The organism is Paenibacillus hamazuiensis (assembly GCF_023276405.1).
Taxonomy (GTDB): Bacteria; Bacillota; Bacilli; order Paenibacillales; family NBRC-103111; genus Paenibacillus_AF; species Paenibacillus_AF hamazuiensis.
This window is the reverse complement of the sequence record NZ_JALRMO010000001.1, coordinates 753454-779869: the sequence shown is the minus strand read 5'-3', so window position 1 is coordinate 779869 and position 26416 is coordinate 753454. Positions and strand designations below refer to the sequence as shown.

Annotated in this window: 17 protein-coding genes and 1 pseudogene; 2 read left to right on the top strand and 16 right to left on the bottom strand. The window is 56.8% G+C overall.

Annotated elements, in window-relative coordinates:
• Positions 1-26 precede the first annotated feature (26 nt).
• Complete coding sequence (locus tag MYS68_RS03145; protein WP_248924426.1) at positions 27-7520, bottom strand: S-layer homology domain-containing protein; 7494 nt, start codon at positions 7518-7520, stop codon at positions 27-29.
• A complete protein-coding gene (locus tag MYS68_RS03140; protein WP_248930800.1) occupies positions 7517-9052 on the bottom strand; it encodes a copper amine oxidase N-terminal domain-containing protein in 1536 nt (511 codons plus the stop codon). The genes MYS68_RS03145 and MYS68_RS03140 overlap by 4 nt, the downstream gene beginning before the upstream one ends.
• A 192-nt stretch (positions 9053-9244) precedes the next feature.
• On the opposite strand from MYS68_RS03140, the gene MYS68_RS03135 reads away from it, so the two are divergent.
• Positions 9245-9913 carry a response regulator transcription factor gene (locus MYS68_RS03135; protein ID WP_248924425.1) on the top strand — a complete coding sequence of 223 codons (669 nt, stop codon included), beginning with the start codon at positions 9245-9247 and terminating at the stop codon, positions 9911-9913.
• Between the two features lie 61 nt (positions 9914-9974).
• Positions 9975-13172 carry an ATP-binding protein gene (locus MYS68_RS03130; protein WP_248924424.1) on the top strand — a complete coding sequence of 1066 codons (3198 nt, stop codon included), beginning with the start codon at positions 9975-9977 and terminating at the stop codon, positions 13170-13172.
• 85 nt (positions 13173-13257) lie between these two features.
• Here the strand turns inward: MYS68_RS03130 and MYS68_RS03125 are convergent, their stop codons facing one another.
• The 14 genes and pseudogenes from MYS68_RS03125 to MYS68_RS03060 form a co-directional block, all read right to left on the bottom strand.
• Positions 13258-14061 carry an NlpC/P60 family protein gene (locus MYS68_RS03125; protein WP_248924423.1) on the bottom strand — a complete coding sequence of 268 codons (804 nt, stop codon included), beginning with the start codon at positions 14059-14061 and terminating at the stop codon, positions 13258-13260.
• A 119-nt stretch (positions 14062-14180) separates the two neighbouring features.
• On the bottom strand, positions 14181-14393 hold the full coding sequence (locus tag MYS68_RS03120; RefSeq protein ID WP_248924422.1) for a hypothetical protein: 213 nt from the start codon (positions 14391-14393) through the stop codon (positions 14181-14183).
• 27 nt (positions 14394-14420) lie between these two features.
• Positions 14421-15208 (bottom strand): annotated as a pseudogene (locus MYS68_RS03115) (alginate lyase family protein); the annotation flags it as partial.
• Positions 15209-15372: 164 nt separating this feature from the next.
• Positions 15373-15612 carry a hypothetical protein gene (locus MYS68_RS03110; protein WP_248924420.1) on the bottom strand — a complete coding sequence of 80 codons (240 nt, stop codon included), beginning with the start codon at positions 15610-15612 and terminating at the stop codon, positions 15373-15375.
• 117 nt (positions 15613-15729) lie between these two features.
• Positions 15730-16005 (bottom strand): type 2 periplasmic-binding domain-containing protein, encoded by a 276-nt coding sequence (locus MYS68_RS03105; RefSeq protein ID WP_248924419.1) that lies wholly within the window; start codon positions 16003-16005, stop codon positions 15730-15732.
• A gap of 151 nt (positions 16006-16156) precedes the next feature.
• The gene (locus MYS68_RS03100; protein ID WP_248924418.1) at positions 16157-17032 is read right to left on the bottom strand and encodes a polysaccharide lyase family 7 protein; all 876 of its coding nucleotides are present in this window, start codon (positions 17030-17032) and stop codon (positions 16157-16159) included.
• 38 nt (positions 17033-17070) lie between these two features.
• Positions 17071-18069: a hydroxyacid dehydrogenase gene (locus tag MYS68_RS03095; RefSeq protein ID WP_248924417.1), complete on the bottom strand. Its 999-nt coding sequence runs from the start codon at positions 18067-18069 to the stop codon at positions 17071-17073.
• A gap of 100 nt (positions 18070-18169) precedes the next feature.
• Positions 18170-19732, bottom strand: coding sequence for an extracellular solute-binding protein (locus tag MYS68_RS03090; protein ID WP_248924416.1), 1563 nt, complete (start codon positions 19730-19732; stop codon positions 18170-18172).
• Between the two features lie 295 nt (positions 19733-20027).
• Positions 20028-20462: a CBO0543 family protein gene (locus tag MYS68_RS03085; protein WP_248924415.1), complete on the bottom strand. Its 435-nt coding sequence runs from the start codon at positions 20460-20462 to the stop codon at positions 20028-20030.
• Positions 20428-21606, bottom strand: coding sequence for a DUF2515 domain-containing protein (locus MYS68_RS03080; protein WP_248924414.1), 1179 nt, complete (start codon positions 21604-21606; stop codon positions 20428-20430). Before MYS68_RS03080 ends, MYS68_RS03085 begins: the two co-directional genes overlap by 35 nt.
• A 197-nt stretch (positions 21607-21803) precedes the next feature.
• Positions 21804-23063: an amidohydrolase family protein gene (locus tag MYS68_RS03075; RefSeq protein WP_248924413.1), complete on the bottom strand. Its 1260-nt coding sequence runs from the start codon at positions 23061-23063 to the stop codon at positions 21804-21806.
• Positions 23064-23093: 30 nt separating this feature from the next.
• Positions 23094-24146: an ABC transporter substrate-binding protein gene (locus MYS68_RS03070; protein ID WP_275983418.1), complete on the bottom strand. Its 1053-nt coding sequence runs from the start codon at positions 24144-24146 to the stop codon at positions 23094-23096.
• A gap of 34 nt (positions 24147-24180) precedes the next feature.
• On the bottom strand, positions 24181-25530 hold the full coding sequence (locus MYS68_RS03065) for an amidohydrolase family protein (RefSeq protein WP_248924412.1): 1350 nt from the start codon (positions 25528-25530) through the stop codon (positions 24181-24183).
• Positions 25497-26396 carry an ABC transporter permease gene (locus MYS68_RS03060; RefSeq protein WP_248924411.1) on the bottom strand — a complete coding sequence of 300 codons (900 nt, stop codon included), beginning with the start codon at positions 26394-26396 and terminating at the stop codon, positions 25497-25499. Before MYS68_RS03060 ends, MYS68_RS03065 begins: the two co-directional genes overlap by 34 nt.
• Between the last annotated feature and the right edge of the window lie 20 nt (positions 26397-26416).

Below are 26416 nucleotides of genomic sequence, written 5' to 3'. Positions count from 1 at the left end.
ATAATTCCTCCATTTGAAAAGTGATATTAATCGATTGAGCCGCCCGGCAAATCTTCGATCACACCGGCCTGCTGCAAGATTCGCAGCATGATCGTACCTGCCTGCGCCCTGGTCGACAGCCCTCTCGGTTCCAGTCGCGAGGCTGTCGATCCTTGAATCCATCCTGCCGCGATCGCCGTTTTCATGCTTTCGACGGCCCATTCGGAGACGGCACTAGCATCCGAGTAGGATTCCAGGCTGACCGTGCGCTTCGCCGGCGTCGCCCTCATGGCGCGCTGCAGCATGGCGACCAGCTCTTCGCGGGTAATCGGGTCTTCCGGCCGAAAGGATCCGTCATCTCCCTCGATGACGGAGGCTGCAGAAAGCGCAGCGACATCGGCTGCAAACCAATCATCCCGGCGAACGTCCCTGAACGTCGGATTTTCACCGCCTGACGGCGGCAGCTCCCTTCCCGACGCGCGAAGCAGCTGCATGATCAGCCTAGAAGCCTGAGCTCTCGTAATCGGCAAATCAGGGAGATAATGGCTATCGTCCACTCCGTCCAGCAGGTGCCGGGAAACCAAAATGTCCAGCGATTCCCGGCTCCAATGCCCCTGCAAATCGGAAAACTCACGGCTGTAAAGCATGACGGCATAGGTTCCCCACTCGCCGATTTCCGCCGTAATACGGCTTCCGGCGCTATTAACCGCACCGCCGATGTATTTCCACCCTTCCGGCAAAGACGGATCTTTTTTGTAAATCCCCAGCCTTCGCGGATCGGCGCCATGGAGCGACGCAGCGGAATAAGCGATCGAAAGGCGAGCCGGATGACTTAGAGGATGGTCGCCTTCCAGCGCATAAACGGGCGAACCGAGAAGATAGTTTGCAGGCGGCGTCAGCTCCATACCGCTTTCGGACGATGGAGTTGCCTTGATTTTGGTCCCGGCAGGAACCGCCTGGTCGGCCAGTTGAAGCTTCACTGCGCCCTCTTCCCATTCATAAATGGACCGCTCCGCGCTTACCGTCACCTCCGCTGCTGCCTGAGGCGCATTTCCCGAATGTTTCGCGCCGCCGCTGTGGCCCCCGTCCCCGGATGAGCTTCCTCCGTCATTTCCGTTATTTGAAGGGCTGGAGCCGGAATAATTCGTCTCCAGCGTGACGGGGGCCGATTCATTGTCCCGAATGTCCGACGACATGAGCTGAATCCGGTAAGTCCCGTAGACATTCAGCGGCAGCGAATCGTAGGTTTTCTGTCCTTTGGCGATATAAACCGGACTGCCGTACGCTTCCGCTCCGGGCGCTTTGACGCGAAGGACGATCCGGTCAAAATCGCTGTCGGCCGGATCGGTCCACGCGACATGGATGCGTCCGTTTTGGATCGCTGCCGAAGCGTCTGCCGGTATCGATGGCGGCGTCACATCCGCTGCCAGCTTGTCGGCCGGCAAAGTCTTCGCCGTCACCGTTACGCCGGCAGACTCGCTGCCGTCACGCGCCACGGAAACCAGCCGCAGCCGGTAGGCCTGATCGGCTTGCAGACCGGTGGCGACAGCGCTGCCGACGCCCGCGTCAATCGTCATCTCCCCTTCCGAGGAAGCGCCACCCTCCCTAGACCACTGCAATCGGTAATGATCCCGCATGCCGTTTGGTTCCTCCGACCACATCAGAACGATCGTATCGGAGGAAACGGCGGTTTGGACATTTTCGGCGATATCGGTAAAGGGAGGGAGATGATCCGTAACTTCGATCGTCACGTCATACCCGCCGCCCATCGGCACACCCGCATAGCTCTGCACGTACGGTTCCACGCGAACACGGTACTTCGTGTTCATCGCAAAGGGCTGCAGCGGCACGATGCGGAACGTTTTCGCCCACGTACGCCCCTGCGGATCCTGCTCGGCATCGGCCGGTTCGATCCGTACCGGAACGGAAGGGTCCTCCCCTTGCCCGTAGACGGCGCGCGACACAGTTACGGTCTGCGTTCCCAACGCAGTTGGATCCATGTACTTCGTAAACCGAAGCTGCAGCTTGGAGCCATCGCGCTCCTGCCATAATGCATTGACTTCCGGCGCCTGCTTCGACACGATGCCTACATTGACGTCGTAATGGGGCGGAAGCACCTGCAGCACCGGGCTGCTGGCGGGCTCGTAGCCGGTCTTCTCGTAGAGTACCTGCCAAGTCCCCTCCGGCACATCCCAGCCGTATTTTCCCTCGGAATCGGTCGTGAGCGGATTGCTTTGCAGATAGGATGCTGCGTCCCAGGGCAGCCAGCTCCCGTCTGAATTCAAGTAGTAAGCCGTAGCCTTAACGCCGCCGATTCGGTTGGAAGGCACTGCTTCATATACATATCCGCTAGGGTCATAGATCCAGGTCGGGTCGGCCACCCTTTGATGAGAACCTTTGCCGGAGGGCCTTTGCGCCCCGCCCCCGGGTCCTCTGCGGCTGCCGGTCACCTGTCCGCCGGAAGATCCGTCTCCGGAATTATTTTGGCGGTCATCCTTCTTCTTGCAGTCCGCATTCGCTTGGTCCGTTTGCAGCTCCTGCTGAAGATCGTTCCATTGATCCAGCCATAACGAATCCAGCCGGGCGTTTATGGCCATCGAGGCCGCCATGGTCGCCGCGCCCGCCAGAAATCCGACCCCGCTTGCGGCAAGCGCCATTCCTGCAACCTGCAGCGTATATCGCGTGACGAGATTTTCGATCAGCCGTTCCGACAAGTCGTTCAGCCTATCCGCATAATACTGGGAATAATGCGGAGGCAGACATTCCGAACCCATGACCTGGTCCAGCATCGCGTTCATGTCATCCATACGTTTCTTGTAGTCGTAACCGCTCTTCAGCACGCCGAAAATATCGGTCGCCGAGCCGGATCCCGGCGTCACTTTCCCCAGCTCGTACTTTATATCGGCTCCGACACGAATGACGGCAATCGGGTCCTGCGAAAGCGCACGTACCAGCTTGGCGGCTTCTTTGGTTGCCGGCAGCATGGACGCTGCCTGATCGACAGGCACGATCGCACTGACCGTAACCGTCTTTTTCTCGCGGTTAAAGTGATACTGCAGGTCATACACGGGCGGTGCCCCTTCAGGCAGAGGCGAAGGATGAAAATCGGCGACAGGCTCGGCAAAATAGTTCACCTCGATCTTTTCCCCCGGTGTTTGGGGTGAGGTCAGCGTCACTGCGGCGAGATTTTGCCTGGTGGAGCTTGCTGCGAGCGAATGCGGCACATCCGTTTCGGCTTGAGTGACGGCCCCCGTATAGCTGCGAATGCCTTCCGGCAGCTTCTGCAGCAGCTCCTGCTCGCTTAGATTCGCGGTATATGGAGCCGGCTTCGTCACATAGGTCAGCCATATGGAGCCTAGATTTGCCTGGCTGCTCAGCTTGAAGCCTTCAAACTGCTGCAGGAGCGGATTGTATGTGAGCGGAATATTTTCCCCTCCAAGATGCAGCTGAACCTTGTCGATTTGCTCCGGACGTTGAAACGATACCGAGAAGAACAGCGGCATCAGCGGGTCGATCGAAAACTGAAACTGAGCGACCCCATCCGTCAAATCCGCTTTGATCATCGCTGCGTTTCGATTGTGAAGGAGAGAGGATATCCGCAGTTCCTTAGGCTGAGCCGCGAGCGGATCCAGCTTTACCCAAGCCGGCTGCGAAGTCCGCATCCGTCCTGCGGACGACGCTTCAGCGCGCAGCTGATGCAGTCCGTCTTCTCCGCGGTCGCTAAGGCGAACTCGGGTACGCCAGGTTCCGTCCCCCGACGCCTGCGTTTGGCCGGCCACTTCACCTCCGTCCGTAATCGTTACCGTGCTGCCCGCCGGAGCTTTGCCGTCCACCATAAAGTCGCTCTTGACCACTGTCTCGGGAGCATGGAGACTGACATCATTCAGAGCCGCCGTCGCAACGCCGATCAGCTCTTCGGCTTGCCGGTTTTGGACGGAGTAGACGATTCTTAAAGACGGCTCCACGACATCCCCTGCTGCGTTCTCCGCACGAAGCTTATAAGTCAGGACGCCCGATTCCTCGGGTGCGATAGATCCGGGTATCGCAATTTCGTAACCCGCAGCTCCTGTCGTAAGGATCGCGTCCGCGGGGACCGGAACACCGTTTAAGGCCACACTGCCCGCAACCAGCGACGTCCCGCTCGGAACGGAGACGAGTAATGCGGCATGCTCCGCCGGCTTACTACCGCCATTCCGATATGTGCCCCGCAAGGAGATCACTCCGTCTCTAGAGACTTCAGCCCCCGCCTCAAGCCGGTTCGTCCGGCTGTCCCGGAAAACTCCATCATCTTGAAGGCGAATCGGATCGAGCTCCAGCGTTTCCCCGGACAGCACCCGGAAAGCAACGGATGCCCGATTTTTCCTGCCTGGAACCGCGCTGTCCGCCGTCAGTCTCAGCTCGTATTTGCCCGCTTTGGCAATGCCCAGACGGAAAGCTCCGGGACTTACGGAGAACCGGAAGCTGCCGCCGATCGAATTGCCCTTCTCGTCGACCGCCGAAAGGTCCGCCGTAATCATACCGGTTTGCGACGGGTCGGCCGGCTGTATGTTCCCCGCTATCGCGCCTTCTTCCCGCAAAACCAGCTCAAGCTCCCCGCTGTTGGAGTCGTCCAAAGCGACCTGGCCACAAGCGCTTAATTGGCCCATCCTTTCCTGAATGCACACGTTTAAGCTGCGATCCTGAATGCCTGTAAGCCTCAGGGTATTACCGGTTTCCACATAGCTGCCGATATCGTTCCCCAAGCCGTCCGATACCTTAAGCGAATATCTTGCGGAGCTGAAGTCCAGTTTTTGCCGCTGTTTTCCCAGCCGTTCTTCGAATAATTTCAATTGAACCAGGCCGGTTCCGACCGAATACACAACAGCGTCCAAAGAAACCTCCCGACCGTACCACACATAAGGAAATTGCCTGATCATGGAGCTGTATAGCGTGCCTTGGCCTTCCCGGGCAATGGAGAATACGGCGTAGCCTTCCGGCAATCTCATCGTGTAATGTCCGGAATTATCGGTTTTGGCGATTGCTTTTTTCCCTGCGGAGATCCCTTGAACCGTTAACCCGGGCTGAGCCATGCCATCAATATCTTTAATAATGCCTGTAACGGTGCCGTATTTGACCGCAACCTCTTTTTTTACGGTCAAACCCCGTTCCAACCGAATCGTCTCCGGTTCGGGAATCAAGTAAGGGCCTGTTATTTGAATTTGAAGCCGGCGCCGCTCGCCCACCTTGCCCGTCTTCAGTTTGGCTTTGCCCTGCTCGTCGGTATAAGAGGAGGCCAACGCGCGTCCGCTTTCGGGATCCTGCAGCACAACGACGGCGGATGCGATCGGATGACCCTCGTCGTCACTCACTTCAACGGTCAAATCGGCCGGGACGTCTACCTGAAGGTGCTGCCTGCCGGTGAGGCCGGATTGAACGACGACGGGAAATAATTCGGCCATGAGTGCGCCGTCCGTACCGATCAGAGACAGCCTGTAATCGTCGCCGGATGGCAGCGCCAACAATATATCCGGAGTTCCCGAGTAAAGAGCCGTAGCCCCGGTTCGCAAGGTAGGGCTCCAAGCCACCAGCTTCGCTCCTGCCAAATAGCTCATGTCCGGAGCTTGCAGCGTGACGCTTTCTGCACCGGCCACCTGCAGCGGCAGCCGCGCCGCATTTCGCACGTTCGGCTCTCCTTGCCCGCTTGTCAGTTCCACCTGAATGGAAGTAATCTCCGTCGCACCCGCCGGAACGGTGAAAACGCCCTGGTAAGAGCCAGCCTTGGCAGCAAGCTCTGACAGCAGCACATCCGTACGTCGCTTCTCCAGCGAACTGGAATCGGCAGCATAGACCATATACTCCACGTGTGCGATTACCGACTTTGCGTGGCTGCTGCCTTCGGCTTCAATGAGAATGGTCCCACTTAATCGAATCTGCCCATGAAGCAGCCCAGCAGCCTGCCAATCCACTATATCGAGCCGATTTTCTTGGGGAGGTGCTGCTGCACAGCCGTTCGGACAATCCGCGAAAGCCGCCGTGCGATTGTGTCCGTTAGGGTCCAGCTCTCCCATATATTCTCCCCGGTATCCGACGCGAGAGCCGTCCTCGCTGATCGATTCGTCGGCTGTGTAGGAGGCAGGATGGCCCACCCTTTTGACCGTATGGGTCGCAAGATCGTGCCAGATCGCCCCGGAACCGTTCAGCATGCCTGCCCCCGTTCCGGAATAATCCGTAAATTCGTAGACCAGCCGGTTCCCGTCGGCATCCAATACGGGCGATTGATAAATCATGCCCCCGGAGCTTCCCTCGACGATCATGGAAGAGACTGATGTTTGCCGGTCATACAAGTAAATGCTTCCCTGCTTTCCATAAGCCACATACCGGCCGTCCGCAGATTGACTGTACCCGCTGTAATACCCGTCGACGGCAGTTAACGCGCCTTGCTTCAGATCATATTGGAAAAGCCCCTGGACTCCGAAGCCGCCGAACGTAAGCCGCGGCTGCGGCTCAACAGCGAAGAGCACATGGAAGCCGTCGGCCGAAATGCGCGGTTCGGTGATGGGTCCAAATGCCAATTCCGGCCTGGGTATAAGGGTCGGTGGCCCCCCACCCGCCACATTCATTACATAAACGTCCTTCAGCTCATTCGTGTCCTCGCTCACCAGCGCTTCGTCCGTAATGAAAGCCACGCGGTCTCCCGCCGCCGTCAAGCTTGGAGCCCCTCCTCCATGCGTACCCTGCGTGATTCTCGTCAATTTGCCGCTGCCCGGCTCCGCCACGAACACATGCTCCACTTGATCGGCTTCTTTCGCCGAGAAAGCGATGAGGCTGCCGTCCCGGTTCAGGGACAAACTGCGAACACCCGTTAACGGTGAGTGGTTCTGCAGATTGTACCCGGCCGTCAACCGTCCTGTCGCCAGGTTGCGAATATACAATATCCCGTTTTCCGCATCGCCGATGCCTGGCAGCAAATTGGTCGCTCTTGAGACAAAAGCCGCCACCTGACCGTCACCGCTCATCGCCATCGTCATGACCGAGTCGTTGCCGGGAATATGCGTCTCGGATTCGCTCAGCAGAGTCTCCCCCTTCGTCGGGGTCCCGGCATAAATATGCAGAGGGGCTGATTCTGTGCCATCGTCCGCCACCGCCGTCACGGTATAATCGATGGCACTGCGCTCCGGAAGCGGTTGGTCCGTATATGCCATCTCATCGGTCTGAGCGATTTGCATGCCGTCCCGGTAAATGCGGTAATGGAACCCGCCGTTTCCTCCTTCCCAAGCGAGGTTAATCCGGTCGAACGAAGGGGACACCCAGCTGCCTCCCGTCGGGGCGGGCGGAGCGGCGGTCAACCCGCGGGCAGGCGCATATGTAGAGCCTGTAACCGACCCGGCGCCCGCTTTGGGGCTGCCGTACACGGTGCCGATAACGGACGCCGCTTCAGCGGGGACGGTTTGCAGCAGCCGCCAGCCGACCGTCCCTCCGGGCGCCCCCGCCTGTACGCTCGATGCGGTCAGTGCGGCTACCAGAAGAAGGCTGATTTTGGCTTTGAGCTTTTTCCCTATCATTTCCGGTCATCTCCATTGGCCTGGAACGTATTGCCGAGTCCGCTGCGAAAATCGGTATCGGTCTCGCTCTCATTCAAATGCTTGACGCCATTCTCCTTGTTGCTTCGGATGATGCTGTTCTTCACGACCGGACCGATATCTTCCCACAGCTCAATGCCTTGCTGCGCGTATTCGATGACGGCATGGTCAACTTTGACATTCCCGGCTTGCTGCCCGAAATAAATGCCCTGCCAGGAGCCCGGACGACCCAGCTCCGAAGAAAACGTAACCGGCTTAGCCGCCGTCCCGACCGCATTCAAACCGCCCCGATCCGCTTCTCCGACACGAAGCCCGTACCCCTTAGACCAATACGCTGTCACGCCGGGATTTATCGTAAGCAGCGGATTTCCCGTCCCCTCGACCACGACCGTAATATCGCTGTGATAAGGTACGCCAAGCTCGCGCCACTCTGTGTTTCTGGTGAGCGTATCTGTCGAGGTGTTTGCCGTAATGCGAATTTCATCCACCGCATTTCCTTTATAATCCCCTGCCGGAAGTTTATCCGTACCGTATACCCCAGACTCCAGGGGAGCTCCCCCTCCTTCCGAAGAGGCTTTCGTTCCGGTAATGCGAAGGCCCCCGCTTTGCTCCGACAGCTGGGACATGCCCTCGAGCTTCAGCCCCGCATACAAGCTGTTCTTGATTTCCGTATCCTTCACCGTTACAACGATCGGCTGCGTATCGCTATGCACACCTACCGCTCCCTCGCTGGAATCGCCGGCGTATTCGATCCGCGCATGCCCGAGCGAAGCGCGGCCTTTCAGCGTCTTGCCGTAGAATCGCACCCCTTTCCAGAAGCCCGGCTCCGCTCCCGCGCTGTCTGCCGTAAGCACGGCTGGCTGCTGTTCGGTTCCTTCGATCACAAGGCCTCCCGGTTCTTCTTGACCGACAACCAGCGAGGCGTCGGCTTCGAAGCGGACGACCGCTCCCTCTTCAATCACCAGCACGGGACTCGTCTTCCCCGCGACAAGGAAGCTGCCCTTCACGAAGTGCGGGCTTCCGCATACGCCCCAAGTCTCGCCGGCCGCGTTAATTTGCCCGGTATGCGTCTGTCCGCCGGACACCTGGCAGCCGCCGTTGGTCGAAACAACGGCCGTTCCCCGCTCCGAATCGAAGGATACGCCAGCACCCAGAGACTCGGAGACGAATCGCAGCGGCACGTAGGTGCTGCCGTTAATCAGCATCGGAGGCACGTCGAGCGTAACCGTCCGCTCTCCGGCTTTAGCCTCCGCTTTCCCGATCCACAGCTGCACCTTGGTCGTACCTTTCACTGCCGTCGCCGATTTCGCCGCATCGTCCCATTCGATGGTTGCGTTCAACCGCTCAAAAATCGCTCTCATCGGCACCATGGTGCGTCCATCCACCAAGTATGCGCTGACGGCCAAAGCACCGCCATCCACCTCCACCGATACAGCTTGATAGTCGTCTGCCAATGCGGGTGCCGCAGGCAGCAGAAGCATGACTGTCAGTACGGCGTATCTCATCCATTTCATCACTTGAAATCTACCTCCTACATATTTGCGAGTTATGCCAACCTTCATGCTATCGTCAGTGCAGTCATCCATCTAGTGACTTCGGTCACAGGATTGGTCACGAATCCCAAATAGCCGTATACCGGCCTGATGATCTGTCTTATAATGAAACCATTACGGAATAGACGAGTACGAATGCGGGGGAACAACGAATTGTCGAAGAAAATAAAAATTGTCGTTGCGGACGATCAAACACTGCTGCGGGACGCGCTGCAAACGATCATCAATATGGAGCACGATATGGATGTAGTGGGAACGGCGGAGAACGGAGAGCAAACCATCGAGCTGGTGCGCGAGCATCGTCCGGATTTGGTTCTGATGGATGTCCGCATGCCCGTACTGGACGGAATCGAAGCGACCAAAGCGATCTTGGCGGAATATCCGGACACATTTATTGTGGTGCTGACCACGTTCGCGGAGGATCAATATATCGTCGACAGTATTGTGCATGGAGCCAAGGGGTTTTTGCTAAAGGATATGCCCGGGGAGAGAATTATACAGTCGATCCGGGATGTGTACCTCGGTCAATTCATTATGCCTTCCGTTGTTGCCTCGAAGCTCGCGGCACGCATCTCCTTCCTGACCTCGGGCCCTCAGAAGCCGATTTCTTTAGGAAGGATGAACCTGCAGGGCATTACCTTCACCGAACGGGAGAAGCTGATCATTCAGTTGATGCTGGAAGGAAAAACCAACAAGGAAATCGCGCGTTCCCTTTACATGAGCGAAGGAACCGTGAAAAATTATGTCAGCATCGTGTATCACAAAATCGGGATCAACGACCGTGCCAAAGCGGTAATGTATCTCAAAGAACTTTTGACCTGAATGCGATACAGCAGATCCGACAAAGACGGCAAAGATAGTCAAACGCAGAGGTGGCTTCCATTTGAACGTACAGTTAATTAAACATACAATCCGCTATGTCGTTTTTCTCGGATGCCTGTTTTTGGCCGGCACCGTATTAACGTATTGGTTCAACGGCGGGGACTTGAACGAGAAAAGCCTGCCCTCGGGTGACTTGCTCGCGGAAGAAGCGGAATTTTACTTTGGGGATCTCCCCGTGGAGAACGGACAGTTCCGCGAAGATCCGGGGCTTTGGGTCCGTGATTTGAGCCCGCAGAATATGGAAAAAGCCCGGCGAACGCAGCCCGCCTTCTGGCTGAAGTCCGCGCCGCAGCTCCAGACGATGCGGGATCCGGTGCTACTCATTAGAGGTATAAAGCAATATGAGGTTTTCGTAAACGGCAAGTCGGTCTATCGGTACCAAATGGATGAGGATCAGCCCGAACGCCACCTTCTCTATCCTCTCGAGTTTCATATGATGGAACTGCCGAAAACGGCACCCGTTGCGTCCGTTGCAATTCGGATCTACAATGATATTCCCTATCAGCTCTTTACTACGAATCAACTGGTGATGATTGAGAAAGAAACCGCCATCCGCGAGATTTTCCTGGAAAGCGTTGTGAAGCTGCTCGTCGCCGTCATCTTTATATTCGCAGGCACCATTGGACTGGCCGCATATGTATCCAATCGCAAACAACCGGTTTATCTGTATTTTGCTATAATGAACTTCAGCTCCGCTTTCGGCGCCCTGGCAGCCTGCTTGCTGATTCACGCAAGTCACGTAGCTTCCGTAATTTCGTATTGGCGTTTTGTGACCTTTCCGTTGACCACCTTCGCCTTCATCGGCTTCATCGAGCAAATTTTCGGCTCGGGTTATCGGGGGCTTCACCGGATTCTCCGTTATGCGCTGGCACTCACGACATTAGCCGTGATCGTGATGGCGTGGTTCAAACCGGATTGGTATGGCACCGTCTTGCCCATCAACTATAAATTAGTAGAGCTCCCCGTTATGTGCCTGATCGGATTTTCTTTATTTAAGAGCAGCAGCCTCCGTCTGACCGGAACCTACGAATGGTCGATGTTCGGGATCGCCGTTATCATTGTCTTAACGCTGAAGCGGGTACTTGCGCAGCTTTACCCGCAGCTGGACTCCTACATATTCGATATTTCGCCTTTGTTCATTATGTACTGGAACCGGGATTTGATCTATGTCGGTCAGTTCGTCTTTATATTATGTATGGGCTTTGTACTCATTCGGCATCTGAATGACATACATACTCGCGTTAACGATTACGCCGACCGTCTTCAATCCCAAAACGTGCGTTTGCAGGAGCTTGACCGCCTGAAGGATGAATTTCTGGCCAACACGTCTCACGAGCTCAGAACTCCTCTCCACGGGATCATCGGAATTACGGAGTCGCTGCTTGACGGCGTTGCCGGATCGCTCCCCCAAGCCGCCCGTAACAATCTCGCGGTGGTGATGTCGAGCGGGCAAAGGCTGTCGCGGCTCATTGACGATATTTTGGATTTTTCCAAGCTGAAGCACCGCGATGTAATCCTTCGGCCCTCATCTCTTCACCTGTATCCGGCGGTCGCTCTCGCGCTTGCCGCATTAGAGCCGATCGCCCGTAAAAAAGGTCTGGCATTGATCAATGAGGTGGGGGAGCAGACGCCCCCGGTTATTGCCGATGAAAACAGGCTGCAGCAAATGCTTTATAACTTGATCGGCAATGCCGTCAAATTCACGGAAAAGGGCTTCATCCGTTTGGCCGCACATACGGAAGAATCGACGGGAGGAGCATGGGTTGTCCTCACGGTAGCCGATTCGGGAATCGGCCTGTCCCCCGAACAATTGGAGCTGATCTTCGAACCGTTCGAGCAGGCCGACTCCCCTTATTCCAGCGGCGGAACCGGGCTCGGCTTGTCGATTACCAGGAAGCTGGCGGAGCTTCACGGGGGCCGATTATCGGCAGTCAGCGAAGCGGGCGCAGGTTCCACCTTCAGCCTGGCGCTCCCTGCAGCCGCTGAAGCCGCCCCCGTACCGGATCCGGAAAGCGCGCCGCCAGTAAAGGAATCCGCTGCCGGAGCGGACCTGATTTGGATGCCCGATGATACGGAGTTCACCGACCACATGCCGGCTATGAGCTTGGAGAACGACGGCCCCCTTATCCTTGTCGTGGATGACGAGCCGATCAATCTTAGAGTAGTGGCCAATTTCCTGCTCTGGTCCCGTTTTCGGGTCGCCACCGCGTCCGGCGGCAAAGAGGCGATCCGCCTGATCGAGGAGCTGGGCCCCGATCTTGTCCTGCTGGACGTCATGATGGCGGATCTGAACGGCTATGACGTATGCAGGGAGGTTCGCCGCACCCGCAACGCAGGGGAACTCCCCATTGTTCTTCTGACCGCTAAACGGCAGCCCGCCGACGTCGTGCAGGGGTTCGATGCAGGAGCTAGCGACTATTTGTCGAAACCGATCACCCGCAGGGAGCTGCTGGCACGGGTCCACGTTCACCTGGAGCTGACACGGCTCAACCATTCCTTGGAAGAGCTGGTGCTGCAGCGTACGACGGAGCTGGAGGAAACGCACCGGCAGCTGCAGGCTTCGATGCGCGAAACGTTCGAGGCTCTAGGGGAGGTGGCAATCTACGAAGAACGCAACCGGATCGCCCATGACATTCACGACATTCTCGGCCATCGTCTGACGGGAGCCGCCCTGCAGCTGGAAGCCGTCAAGCGGCTGATCCGGCACGATCCGGACAATGCGCTCAGCAAGCTGGAAAGTGCCCTTCATTCCGTCCGAGGCGGCCTTGAGGATGTCCGGAGCGCCGTCCGCATGATGAAAGACGATATCCGCAACGGCGATCTGGAGCAATCGATCCGGGAGCTTGCGGAGGATACGGAGGAACTGACCGGAGCGACCGTCGATATGCAGTTTGGTACGATCCCGACTCTCGACGCCATGCAAAAAAAAGTGCTTTATCACGCTTTTCAGGAAGGATTGACGAACGGACTAAAGCATGGCAGCGGGAAGCAATTCCGCTTTCGTCTTGCCTCCGATAACCGCATGCTGACTTTCCGCCTATGGAACGACGGCGCACCTTATATGTCGGCCCCATACGGCTTTGGCCTTACCGCAATGAAGGAAAGAATTCTTCATCTGGGGGGCTCGATCAAGCTGGACTCCTCGGTAGAAAGTGGAGGCACCGAGCTCCTCATCGAAATTCCCATTAAGGACGAGTAGCTGAACGAAAGAAAACAAATACCGGCCCCAACCGATGATAAGGCAGGGGCCGGTATTAGTTATGGTTACCGCGGGAAATTCAACTTTACTGCACAGGCATAACAATCGGATTTTGCGGCGGCAGCACGTAGGAGTCCGGAATGACCGGGGACTGCTGCGCGTGCCCGCTGACTTGGGTGTTGGCGTTCCACGCATCGGAAGGCAGCACTCGGCGCACCGAGTTTAAAGTGCCTCCCCACGTATAGCGGAAGTCGTTGATGATGCCGATGGCCGTCGGATTTTTGCCGGTGTCTTGATCCACCGTGCCGATCACCGCAGGCTGTCCGTTAAGCATCCCGATATAAATGGCAACGTGGGAGATATATTTATTCCCCGCCGCGTCCGTCTTGTACCAGGTCAAAATGTCGCCGATCTTAAGGTTTTCCGTACCGGCGAGCGCGTTATACGTTTTGCCGTTCGGATACACCTTTGTCGTCGAATAGACGCCGTTTACTTTTTGCCCCACCGTGTCGTAATCCTTCGCCACTTCCGTCACCGAGTAGCCGAAATCCCCATACACGAGGGAAACGAACTCGGAGCAGTCGGCAATCCCGTGCTGCTTGTAGGAATCGTTCCCGTGGCCGTAAACGATATAGCCGTTTTGCATATACCAAAAGGCTCTTTCCACCAGGCGGTCCGCCGTGCTCTTTTTGATCGCAGCGTTAGCGGTGCGGTACTGGCCGACTAACGAAAGCTCATCCGCCGTATAGTCGGTATAATATTTTTCATAATACTGTTCCGCTTGCTCCGTGGTTTCCGCGTAAGAGGCCCACGCAGCCCCGGGGTGCAGCGCGGCTGCGAGCACCGCCGACAACAAAATCCATTTTTTCCCGTTCAACACTTGTTTCATGTTATGTTCTCCTCCTCTAAAATGAACTCGCTCAGCGAGCATTCAATGTGTATAGTCATATCATACACACGAGGAGATTTTGTTTATATACTCGAAAATCGGAGTAGTTTCCGGCCAATCTACTCTTCCGCCGTATATCCCGGAAGCAGCGCGAGCGGGCCGAGCACGCCGTCCACGAGAAGGCCTCCGCCTCGCCTCTTTCCGTTCGCCAAAGAACACTCCGGCATGTTCAGCCGCAGCGAAGCAAGTTGTACCGACACATGCTCGCCCGGCACCTCCCCATCGATCTGCTCCCATGTCCACAGCTCCGGACGGTTCAGGTACGGCAGCACGAACCGAATGGCTCCCTCCAGGCTCCTCCCGTCCGCTGTCCGGAATCCCCACAGATCGCCCCCCGTACGGCATGCAATTTCGCACAGCAAGGAGGCTGCGTCCAAATGGAACATCGTATAGTGAAACGAGCGGGTTCTCTCCAGCTCCTTCGGCAGGCTGCCGTCCGGCTCGATCTGCTGCGGAACGATCGTCTCGCGGTAATGGTCGAACGCCATGTGCAGCTTCTCCATATCACCGGTATAAGCGGCAAAGGCCGCGACATGAGTCGTCCACCACATCGCGTGATTGCCTGAGGACCGGCTTTCCTGCGCCCGATTTTACTCGTGGTGAGCCTTTCGAGCATTTGCGACAACCAGCCGCGCATTCCGGCTATGATCTCCGGCCAATCCGGATGCTGCTCCAAAAACCCGAGCGCGTGCACGATTTTGTCCACCTGGCGCAGAACGATGACGCCGGCCGCCCGGCCGTCGCATATCCCGCGGATCGCTTCGCCGTATTCAATATGCGGATTCATCCGCGTATCCGGGTCGATAAACCAGATGCGCAGCAGCTCGGCGGCGCGGGCCAGGTAACGTTTTTCGTGCAGATAATACCCGGCCAGACAGAGCACCAAAGCCGTTTCGGCCAAGTCGTCGATCGATTGTCGGTGCCCCATGAACCGGTCGTGCCGGGTGATGCCGTCCTTGCGAATATACGGACCTTCGGGATCATCGGGGTTCGGCCACCAGTAAGGCGCTTCGCTGTAATAATCGTGCGGATCTCCGCTTGGCGCTGCAGCTCCGAAATAGGTTACGCTCCACGGGCCTTTAAGCATCGCTTCCTCCGCCTTCTCCCGCAGCCCTTGCCGCACCTGCCGCCAAACTCCCTGCCCTTCGGCTGTTTTCCGGCTTACTCCATCCACAAATTCCGGGGAAACGAAAACAAATCCCATGCGGTCAGCCTCCTCCGTCTTAATCGGCACAGAAGGGAGGGGTTCCATCACCGCTGGCCCCCTCGGGCCAAATTCGCAAAGATCTTCTTCCACTGCTCGGAGTCCGCCATCTTGTCGGCTTTCGCGTCGATGTATGGAACCGACAGCTGGTTATCCCGCAGCACGGCGCTGATGAACGAGCTGAAGCCGCGGATCGCCTCGTCGGTTCTCGTCATCTTTTTCGCGAGGTCGTATACCTCGTCCCACGTCATGCCGTCCTTCGGGTAAGGCACACCCCAAACGGTCAAAAATCGCTTTGTTGTAATACATCACCTGCGCGCCGGCCCAAGGCATCGGCAGCCCGTACAACGTGCCCGGAGGCGTGACGTTGCGCAAATTGTCCATCAACGCCGGCTCGAAACGGCTTATGTCGTAGTTATCTTCTTGACCAGCTCCGTCATGTCGTAAGCGAGGCCGGTGCCGACCAGAAACTGGTCGATCTGCGACGTGTTGCCGTACATAATATCCGGGTAAGTGCCTGCCGCTACCAGGTCCAAAATGTCGATATCCTTCTCGCGCGGAATGAACTTCACGGTGACGTTCGGAAACTTCTCGGCAATCCTTTTGCCGTAGCGCTCGTTGAATTTGTCCATGCTGTCGTCGAACTGCGATTTAAAAACGAGCGTAACCGGCTTCTTCAAGTAATCCCGATTGTCCGCCGGTTTGGCTTCCGGCGCTCCTCCCCGCTGCAGCCGGTGAGCGCGGTCCCGAGCATAACGGCGGCGGTAAGCGGCAAAATCACTTGGCGTGCTTTCATGCGAACCCCTCCAGTGTTATGTATGTAGATGACAGCTAGGAATGCGAAGCGTCCAGCTTGTAAATCTTGACGCGGCCTCCCTCGTCGGCACTTCCCTCGTTATCCTGCACATATACGCCCGCTTTGAAGTAAAACTTGAGCTCCTTCCAGCCCGGGTCCTGCTCCGCAAAAGGGGCGGTCTTCGTTTCGCCGCCGAATGTCATCGCAAGGAGCCCGTCCGTCACCTTGAGCTGTCCTTCAAAGGCGGCGTTCCGGCCGTAGCCCGGGAACACGTAATGAACATCCTTATCCCCCGGCTTTACGGAGCTTTTGACATAGCAGTCGATCGCTTTCTTCTTGTCGTCGTACACCACTTTCACAAGCGGATTCGCGTTCCCTCCGGACGGCGTAATCCCGTGGATTTGCATGACGACGACCTTGCCCGAGGAAGGAACCTGCGTCACCATCTCCCTCGCATTCAGCACATGAGTACCCTGCCAGATCCAGTTGACCTTCGTGCTGGACGGGTCGATCAGCTCGCGCAGCTCGGAGCGGGGATAGTCGGTGTTGGCCGTTTTGCCGCCGGTGACCGGCGACCAGAACGTCATCGCCCCATCCTGCTTGTCGGTGTAAAAATAATCCGACGTGTAGCCTTGGCTCAGGCTTGCCGGGGGGATGTCCGTGCTGTCTGCATCCGGAAGCGTCAATTTCCAGTGCGTCAAGTCGAAATTGCTTCCCGGCGGCTTGCCGGGATCGAGCCCCGCCGTCACCGCGGCTGGAGCAGGGGCCGCTGCGCCCGAAGACGCTGCGGGTTTGCCGGGCGGAGATGCAGCTTGCTTCACGGCGGCGTCCGGCTCTCGGGAGCAGCCGGCGGCGGCAAACAGCAGCGGCAACAGCAGCAGTGCCGGAATCCATCGAAATTCGAGTTTCATGCGATCCTCCCGACGAATAGTTAAAGATCAGGATGCCGTTACCTCTCCGTCATCCGGTAAAACTTCTCCTCCGTAATCCGGCGAAGAAGCGGCTCGCCGGCGGCGAATCTCGCCAGATCCTCGGCGAGCATTTGTCCGAGCTGCGGCTTCCAGTATCGCGAGAAGGCGCCGATATGCGGCACGCAGAGCACATTCGGCAGGTGCAGCAGCGGAAAATTTTCGCCCGGCGGCTCCTCGTAATAAACGTCAATCGCCGCGTTGATGCGGCCGGCAGACAGCTCCTCAATCAGCGCGGCTTCGTCGATCAGCGCCGCCCTGGCCGTATTGACGAGCAGGGCGCCGTCTTTCATGAGGCGCAGCTGCTCGCGGCCCAGCATGCCCCGGGTGGCTCTGGTCAACGTATCGTGCAGCGATACGACATCGCACGTTGCAAGTACCTCGTCCAAGGAGGCGAGCGTTACGCCTGATCGTTCCGCTTCTTCCTCGGAGCAATACGGCGAGCATAGCAAAATATCCGGATCGAACGGCTGCAGCAGCCGGATTACCTCCCGGGCTACTTCTCCGTAGCCGATCAGCCCGATACGCCGGCCGTACAGACCCGCCACCGTATCGCTGTTCGATCTCCATATGCCGGCTGCGAGGTTCCTGCTGTAGCCCATCAGATTCCACGAGCCGGCGAGCATCAGGCTGACCGTCAGCTCGGCGGTCGAGCGGGCCAATGCCAAATTCGCGTTCACAACAACAATGCCTTTGGCGAACGCGGCCGGGCCCACATAGGACACCATCGTACCGGCGGCGTGGCCGATAAATTTCAGACGGTCCGCCTTCCGCAGCACATCCGCATCGAGCTTGGGCGAGCCCCAGGAGGTGATGCACGCATCATACGGGCCGATGTCCCTCAGTAAATCTTCCTGCCCGTAGGGGATTCCCTCCGGCACCCAATGCACTTCCGAAACCGCTTCGAGCTTGCGGCGCGTCTCCGGAGAGAAGATGATATTCCGCAGCTCCGGATTCCAAACGGTGATTAATGTTTTCATAATGCCAGCTCCTTCCGCGTATTTCGCCGCCTAGAACAAACCGCCTCCCCGCAGCTCGCGGGAAGGCGATTGTTTCATAGAACGGGCTTCAGTCAGCCGCTTATTTCCATTTTTGCGCTTCGGGACCTCTCAGCTTGTAGCCGCTTTTGCTTTGGAAACGTTCGTTCGCTTCCTTCAGCACGTCGTTTCCGCCCTTCGATTTCCACTCTTCGATCGCCCTCGGCCAATCGGAAATCGGCTCCTTGCCGTACACCATCTTGACCATATGCGCGATCAGCACAGGCGGCGCGGTATCCGACAAGGGAGCGATGTCCGTATTTTTCTGCATTGCCGCCAGCACCGGATCGAATTCGATGCCCCCGCGGCCCTCATTCGGCAAAATCGTTTCGAACGTCTTCACCAGCTCTTTGCCCGGCTCGGTCGCATTCAAAATTTGCTTGCGGTACGCGTCGTCTTTCACCATATGCAGGAACCCGCTCAAATAACGCTGCTCCGACACTTCGGCGTCGGTTTTCGGCTCGATCGGCAAGGTCAGATCGAACCACTTGTCGGCTTCCTCCGTCACCTGCCAATCGAAAAACTTCAAAATGCCCGGAATTTTGCTTTTGTCGATCTTCGAGTTGATGAAATATGCCCGCGCTCCGGACGAATACAAGTAACCGCCGCCTTTGCCGTCGGGTCCGACCGGGGACGGGATAATTTTGATTTTCGCGTCAGGCACCGATTGCTTAAGCTGGGTTTCCCACTGCAGCAGCTCCTGAGCGTTCATCTCCCACATGCCGGCTTTTCCCGACAAAATGATGTTCTTGAAGTTGGTCGGGTTGATCGTCGCAAACTCCTTGTTGATAAGGCCCTCGTCAAACATCGTTTTGTACGTTTGCAGCGCCTTCTGCATATTTTCGCTGTCGAAAAACTTCGGCTGTACCTTGCCGTCCACCACTTCAAACTGGCTGAGGTAAGGATAAACGTCATAAGCGCCGAAGAAAATATCCGCGTATTTGAAGTCCTGGCGCCCCATAAACGGATGCTCGACGCCGATCTTTTTGAACGCGCGCAGCATATCGAGATATTCATCGACCGTTTTCGGATCCTTCGTGATGCCGGCCTTTTTCATTAAATCCTCGCGCACCCATGTCGCCCGGCGGGAAGGCTGCGAGATAAACTCCGGGATCGCGTAGATTTTGCCGTTCAGCGTCACCTCATCCCAAGCCGCCTGCGGGATCGCCTTGAGCAAATTCGGCGCATACTGCTTCAGCAGATCGTTAAGCTCGAGAAAAATCCCCGCCTGCACCGAGCCGGCCAGCTCCTTGCCGCTTGTGCCCGCACCGGCCTGCACCACATCGGGAATGTCGCCGGTCGCGAACATTTGCACCATTTTTTTCTCAAAATCGGCATGGGGAACAAGACGGATATCGAGGTCCGTGTTCGTCTTCTTCTCCAGCTCTTTGACCCATTTGTCGTCGTTCAAATTGGCGGCTTTTTCCACATAATCGAAGTTGAGCGTGCGCATGGAGATGCTGAATTTCGTGGGACCCTGCTGCGTATTCGGTGCATCGCTTCCCGCTTTCGGCGCTTCTGCGGATTTGCCTCCGTCCCCCGAGCCGCAGCCTGCCGCCCCTACGGCGAGCGCAGCGGCGATTGTACAAGCCATCCACTTTTTCATAGTACCCCTCATTCCTTGTGTCAAAGTTTTTATAGTACGAAAGCGATTGCAATAATTCGCTTCCCGTTCTATCTTTCTGTCACCGGAATCAAGCCCTATACATGTAAGCGCTGTCAAATGTCCTGTCTTTTATACTAGGGGAATCTGCGCCTGCGTACTATGGAGTCTTTTTAGATGCAGTCGTGTTTTTTTTAGGAGATGGGGGGAATAAACCAAACATGAAAGGACGTCCCCTATGGCGGAGACGTCCCCGTTTATTTATTTCCTTTGGTACCGGTCCGATTGGAATGTCCGCTTACTTGTTCATCCACCGGTGGTATTTCAATATCATCCACATAAAGATCGTATAGCCCAAAAAAGAATAAAAATGACTCCATTTTGCTCCGTGAGCGAACCATCCCATTTGTTCGGATAACTGTTCCACTACAGCCATTGCCAAGGAAATAAAAAGCATAAGGCAGAATCGTTGTAAGGGACGCAAGTTTTCTACGGCATAAAGAAAGAGAAACGTACCGAGAGGAAGTATGAATAAAGTAAATAAAACGTTAAATTTAAAAAGATCCGGGAAAAGTCTGAACGGAAAGCTGTAAAATTGTTTTTCCACCAGCAGGAGATCCAAATATGTTCCCACCCAGGAGGCAAATATCATTGTTGAGACATATCCCTTTATCGGATGAGCTTTTGCTGCCGGTTTATCAGCTAAAAATGGATGTTTTGGCCATGACCGCAAGTTCGACTTTCTCCAATGTTTCGCAGTAGGCATGATGAATCTCTCCATTTACTTGTTCATTGTTTTCCACGAAATAGCGGATGATTTTCCAATCCTTAAACCAATCGCCTCTCTCGGCTTGCTCGTGCTGCACGTGGCCCCATGCATAACGTAAAGACGGGCTGAAGATGCGTGCCGCGGTTTCTCTTAAACGGCAATGATCCGTTCGCCGCTGATAAGGCGCGCCCGGCAACGATTCGTTCACATCGTTAAACAGATGCGGCCAGTAATCTTTGCGGGAACCCGTATGAGGGTGATCCGAGGCCCAGCTCACAATCCGCCGTAATGTATCCGGGTCTTTGAACATAATGGAATATAAACGTTTCCCGAGTTCGATGCGATCCTGAATCGAGGCGAAATGACGAAGCGTTTGTCCTATAATGTCGGTAGCTTGTGGAGAAGTTGCTTCCATATGCCGGTAGTGGGGGAATATGATTTGATTAAGGCTTAAAACATCCTGAAGTTTAAATTCGATGGTTTGCAGCACGTTTTTTTGGTAATAAGGATTCTGAATCACTCTTTGCTCCAGGTAGCTCTGTTCGTTAATGATAAGGGCAACGGCCAGAAGATAGCGGTTTCCAACCTTCCAGAAATGATTCCATATCGTCTCCATAAACGTGGAAACATGAAAATAAGGCAGAAGATAGAAAAGGCTCGTCTTTCTTTTTAAACTTTCTTCATACAGCATAAATTGCGGATATACATCCTGAAAAATCAACCAGTTGCCGCGCTCCAAAAAATGAAAAAATTCCTTTTGATCCTGATCGGACAATAATCGGGAAATCAAATCGCCCTTTAAATCCGTCATATTCCAGCCGCCGTTTCTGGATACCATATGCCCGAGCAAGGCCCAATGAATTTCCGGATGGCGGAGATAGAAGCTCAAATACGCACTTGTTCTTGTCACATTGTTCAAGTTCAGCCGATGCGTTGTTTCTTGAATTTGTTCAACGAGTTTGCGGTCTTTCAGGGCCAGCGAGGAAGGATGTATCTGATCGGAAATTGCATGTTCGCTTTTCTTCTTAAGTTCTTTTTTGATGTCCCTTAAATGGACGAACCGGCTCCGCTTGAATGCGAATATTTTCTCCTTGATAAAATCAATCATTTCCGCCTCCCCAACCTTATATGATTATTCATATTACGTGCCTTACCGATTGATGACGAAGAGTGTGCAAAAGCGCCTGACAAGGTCATCTCGACCCCTTAACCACGGCAACGTACGGGCGGTCTGGCCGCACAAGAAAAGGGCCGGACCACCGGGCCCGGCCATAATTCCATACTTACCGGAGCAATCGCCCCGTCTTACCCGAGAAAATCTTCCCGCCACACCGTCTCGGGCCGGCTCGTCTCCGCCAAAACCGTACCGCCGCTGACGACAAACCGGCACGGCGGCTGCACGCTGAGCAGCTCGGCGGTGTCGGCGGCCGGCAGCAAAACGAAGCTGGCCGGCTTGCCCGTTTCGAGTCCGTAGCGGGATTCGATTTGCAGCACCTTCGCGGCCCGCACCGTTACCATCCGCACCGCCTCCTCGAGCTCCTCCGCGCCCGTCATGTGCGCGAGGTGCACGGCCATGTGCGCGGCCTGGAGCATGCTGCCGCTGCCGAGCGGGTAAAACGGCGTGCGGATGTCGTCGTGCGCGACGCTGACGTTCACGCCCGCCTGCCACAGCTCTTTGATCCGTGCGATGCCGCGGCCTTTCGGATAGCCGTCGAAGCGCCCCTGCATCGCGCTGCCTATCAGCGGACAGCAGACGATGTGAATGCCGGAGGCGGAGAGCTGTCCAAGCAGCTTCTGAAAATAAGCCTCGCCATAGTAGCCCGTCGCGCTCGCGTGGGCGGCCGTCACCCGTTCCCGCAGGCCGGAGGCCAGCGCCATTGCCGCAACGGCCTCCAAGTACCGCGAGTGCGGGTCGTCCAGCTCGTCGCAAAAAACATGGATAAAGCTGCCGTACTTCTCCGCAAGCTCAAAAGCAAACCGCAGCGAGGCGATGCCGTCCTCCCGCGTATGCTCGCAGTGCGGGATCGCGCCGATCCCGTCGGCGCCGAGCCGCAGCGCTTCCTCCAGGCGGTGCCGGTTGTCCGGGCAGCTGACGATGCCGTCCTGCGGGAACGCGATTACCTGCAGGTTCACTTGCGGCTTCACCCGCTCCCGCAGCTCAAGCAGCGCCCGCAGCGCCGTGAGCTGAGGGTCGGAAATATCCGCCTGCGAGCGGATGTGCAGCACCCCGCCGGCCGCCAGGCGGCGGATCACCTTTTCGGCCCGCTGCAGCACATCCTCGCGGGTCAGCCTGCGCTTCCGCTGCTGCCACAGCCGAATGCCTTCGAACAGCGTGCCGCTCGCATTCGGGGAAGGGTCGCCCGCCGTAAGCACCGTATCCAGATGGATATGGGATTCGACGAACGGCGGCAGCGCCATAAGTCCGGACGCGTCGATCTCGCGCAAGCCGGCACCCTCCGGGACGGAGCCTACCGCGACAATCGTGCCGCCACTGACGGCGATATCGGCGGCAGGCAGGCCGGGGGCCCCGTGCAGCCTGGCGTTTCTGAATACAAGATCGTACATCTTCCCATCGCTCCCCGTCCGTTTGGCCGATTACTTTTTGGGCAGAAAATCCGTCGTAAACACCTTGCTCACATCGATAGCGGTTTTGAGCAAGCCGAGGTCGGTGAGCTGCTTGTTCAGCGTCTCCCAGCGCTCCTTGGTCATGACGCCGACTCCACCCGCTGCCGCATCGTCGCCGTAGACGAGAGGCTGCAGCGCCTTGGCGCTGAAGTCGAGCTTCTCGATCGGCGTATCCGGGTTTTTCTCCTTGATCGCCGGGTTGATTTCCTTGTAATTGTCCTTGTAATAATTCCAGCCCTTCACCGTCGCCTGGACGAACGCTTTGACCGCCTCCGGATTTTCTTTCAGGAAGCTTTCCGTCGTGTACATGATGTTGCCGTAAGGATTGTAGCCGAAATCGGCGTTGAGCAGCACATCGATATCGACCTTCTGCTCCTGCATGGAAAACGGCTCCGACGTGATGTACACCTGGGTGGCCGAATCGTTGTCGTTCACGAAGTTGACCAGCTGGCCGGTATATTTGAGCTCCTCGACCTTGTCGAGCTTATATGCCTTCTTCATGTACTCCCAGTAAGCAACACCGCTTCCGACGTACACCTTTTTCCCGTTCAGATCGGCCATCGATTTCGCCTTGCCTTTGTGCACCATAATGCCCTGCGGATTTTTTTGGAAAATCGCCATGACCGCCACGAGCGGCAGGCCGTTTTGCCGAGCGAACAGCACCTCATCCGCCTGTCCCATGCCGAACTGCGCTTTTCCCGAAGCGACGATTTGCGTTGCCGATATGCCCGGCCCGCCGGACTGGATCGTCATATCGAGGCCCGCTTCCTTGTAAAAGCCTTTGATCTGGGCGGCATAATTGCCCCCATGCTCCGATTGGGCGAACCAGTTCGTCACCTGGGTGACGGCGACCGGCTTTTTCTCGGGAGCGGCCGCTGCCGGCGCGTCGGATTTCGCCCCCGAGGCGGCGGGCTTGGTATCGGTCTGCGTGCCGCAGCCGCCGAGCACCGCCGCAATCGCCAAAAGTGATGCCAATATCGTCACAGACGGTCGTTTGCCGCGTAATCCCGCAAGTATCTTCATAAGAATGCACTCCTCATAGTGGTGATGGCTGATTTTAATAATCAAAACCGCTGCGCTGCAGCAAAGAAACGTGAAGCCAGCGTCCGTGCTTGTAGACGAGTCGGTCGGCCGGCGGTTCGGCGAACAGTTCGTCTACGCTGCGCGAGCCCAAGACGACGAAGTCGGCCGGGTTGCCGGCAGCAATCCCGTATCGCTCCAATCCGAGGATACGGGCGGGAATGTCCGTGAGCATCCGCAAAATATGCCGCAGCTCCGCCGGGCTGCCCATATGGGCGGCGTATGCGGTGATCAGCCCGATCTGCAGCAGGTCGCCGCAGCCGAACGGATGAAACGGGTCCTGGATATTGTCCGACGCAGACGCCAGCGGCACGCCGGCGGCGATCAGCTCGCGGACGCGGGTCGTTCCCCGGCGGATCAGACCGCGGTCGCCCCGCCCCTGCAGGTACATGTTGACCGGCGGCAGCGTAACGGCAAACAGCCCGGCGTCCGCCATTTTGCGGATCAGCCCGTCGGCCTCGCGGTCTTCCATCGCCGACAAGGCGCACAGATGATCGACCGTCACTTTGCCCTGGTAGCCGTACTCCACCGTCTTATCCGCGATATAAGAAACGGTGCGTTTTCCCGGATCGTCGCTTTCGTCGGTGTGCAGATCGATCGGCACCCCGTACCGGGCGGCGAGCTCGAAAATCCGGTCGATGTCCCGCTCCGGCGTCTCCGACAAATGCGGAGCCCCGCCGATGCCGGTCATCCCGAGCTTCAAAGCCTCCTCGACCTCCCCTCTGTCCGGTACCGCACCGTTATACGGGCACATCGGAAACAGCTGCAAATCGACGATACCCTTCAGCTCTTCCTTCGCTTCCAGCGCCGCATGGACGGTATCGAAGGCGATCTTGGCGCCCGCACCGAGATTGAAATCGAGATGGGTGCGTATCGCCGTCGTTCCGTACGACACGGCCTTGAGCGCAGCTTTGCGGATCCTCGCCTTGATTTCTTCTTTGGTAAAGCCGGGAGCGGCTTCCTTGTAATTGCGGATCGCCTCCAGCAGCGTTCCCGAACGGTTGCCCACCTTCGGCAGCGAATAAGCTTTGTCGAGATGCATGTGGGCATCAACCAAACCGGGAAGCATCTGCCTCCCTTCCAAATCAAGCGCAAAACGTTTATCCTCCCGAAACGAATCGGCAGCGGCTTGCGAAACGGCCGCGTAATCCGGTCCGGCTTCCAAATAACCTGTCTGCGGCCGGATCTGCGTCCACCGCCCGTCCTCGGCGATCAATTCGAATAAGGTGCGTTCGTCCGTCAGCGGAAGCGCCGCGTTGATCAAATGCAATTTGCCGCAGCCCATGCTCATGGTCAATTCTCCGTTCTCATTTCCGATTCGTGCCACGAGCTGAGCATCCATTTGGAGAAGCCGTTCACGAGCAGGAAAAAGGCGATGCCCAAAGCGGATGCGGATAACCCGCAGGCGAACAGGTACGGCGTCTGCAGCCTCGCTGCAGCGACGGTGATCGCGTAGCCGAGACCGCCCTTGCCGCCGCCGATGCCGGCGATGTACTCTCCGACGATGGCCCCGATAACGGCCAGCGTACAGGAAATTTTCAGCCCGGCGACGATATACGGAAGCGCGGCGGGAATGCGCAGTTTCCACATCGTTTGCAGCGGCGATGCGTTATACAGGTAAAATAAATTTTTCATGTTATGGTCCGTCGAGTTAAGACCGATCAGCGTATTGGACAGCATCGGGAAAAAGCCGATCAAAAAAGCGATGATCACGATCGCGTTCATGCCCGCCCCGAACCAGATGACGATGATCGGCGCCACCGCGACGATCGGGATCGTCTGCAGGATGATAGCGTACGGATACACGCTTTTTTCGATCATTTTCGAGCTGGCCAGCAAAATCGCTCCCGATACCCCTGCCGCAATGCTGAGCAAAAAGCCGAGCACCGCTTCGGATATGGTCGTATAGACGGAAACCCATAGCCCCCCGGCGTTTTCGACACCGGCCTTCCATATGTCCGAAGGCTTCGGCAGCAGGTACGGCGGCACATTCAGCAGTTTGACGATAATCTCCCACCCGCCGATAAACACGACAAAAGCGGCAAGCGGAGGAAGCATCCGCCAAAAAGCATCTTTCAATGCAGCCGTCCCCCGGCCGCCCGGGCCATCCAGCTTATATGTCCATGCCGCACGTGGTCTCGCCGGATAGATTTCGTCGGCCAAACGTTGCAAGTGACTGTTTTCCATGGCCATAGTTGATCTCCTTTCCAGCC

Excerpts from the sequence above, each read along its gene's own strand:
- MYS68_RS03100 (WP_248924418.1), bottom strand. The coding sequence starts at position 17,032 with ATGAAACTCGAATTTCGATGGATTCCGGCACTGCTGCTGTTGCCGCTG.
- MYS68_RS03140 (WP_248930800.1), bottom strand. The coding sequence starts at position 9,052 with ATGAAATGGATGAGATACGCCGTACTGACAGTCATGCTTCTGCTGCCT.
- MYS68_RS03070 (WP_275983418.1), bottom strand. The coding sequence starts at position 24,146 with ATGAAGATACTTGCGGGATTACGCGGCAAACGACCGTCTGTGACGATA.
- MYS68_RS03145 (WP_248924426.1), bottom strand. The coding sequence starts at position 7,520 with ATGATAGGGAAAAAGCTCAAAGCCAAAATCAGCCTTCTTCTGGTAGCC.
- MYS68_RS03060 (WP_248924411.1), bottom strand. The coding sequence starts at position 26,396 with ATGGCCATGGAAAACAGTCACTTGCAACGTTTGGCCGACGAAATCTAT.
- MYS68_RS03075 (WP_248924413.1), bottom strand. The coding sequence starts at position 23,063 with ATGTACGATCTTGTATTCAGAAACGCCAGGCTGCACGGGGCCCCCGGC.
- MYS68_RS03125 (WP_248924423.1), bottom strand. The coding sequence starts at position 14,061 with ATGAAACAAGTGTTGAACGGGAAAAAATGGATTTTGTTGTCGGCGGTG.
- MYS68_RS03080 (WP_248924414.1), bottom strand. The coding sequence starts at position 21,606 with ATGATTGATTTTATCAAGGAGAAAATATTCGCATTCAAGCGGAGCCGG.
- MYS68_RS03090 (WP_248924416.1), bottom strand. The coding sequence starts at position 19,732 with ATGAAAAAGTGGATGGCTTGTACAATCGCCGCTGCGCTCGCCGTAGGG.
- MYS68_RS03095 (WP_248924417.1), bottom strand. The coding sequence starts at position 18,069 with ATGAAAACATTAATCACCGTTTGGAATCCGGAGCTGCGGAATATCATC.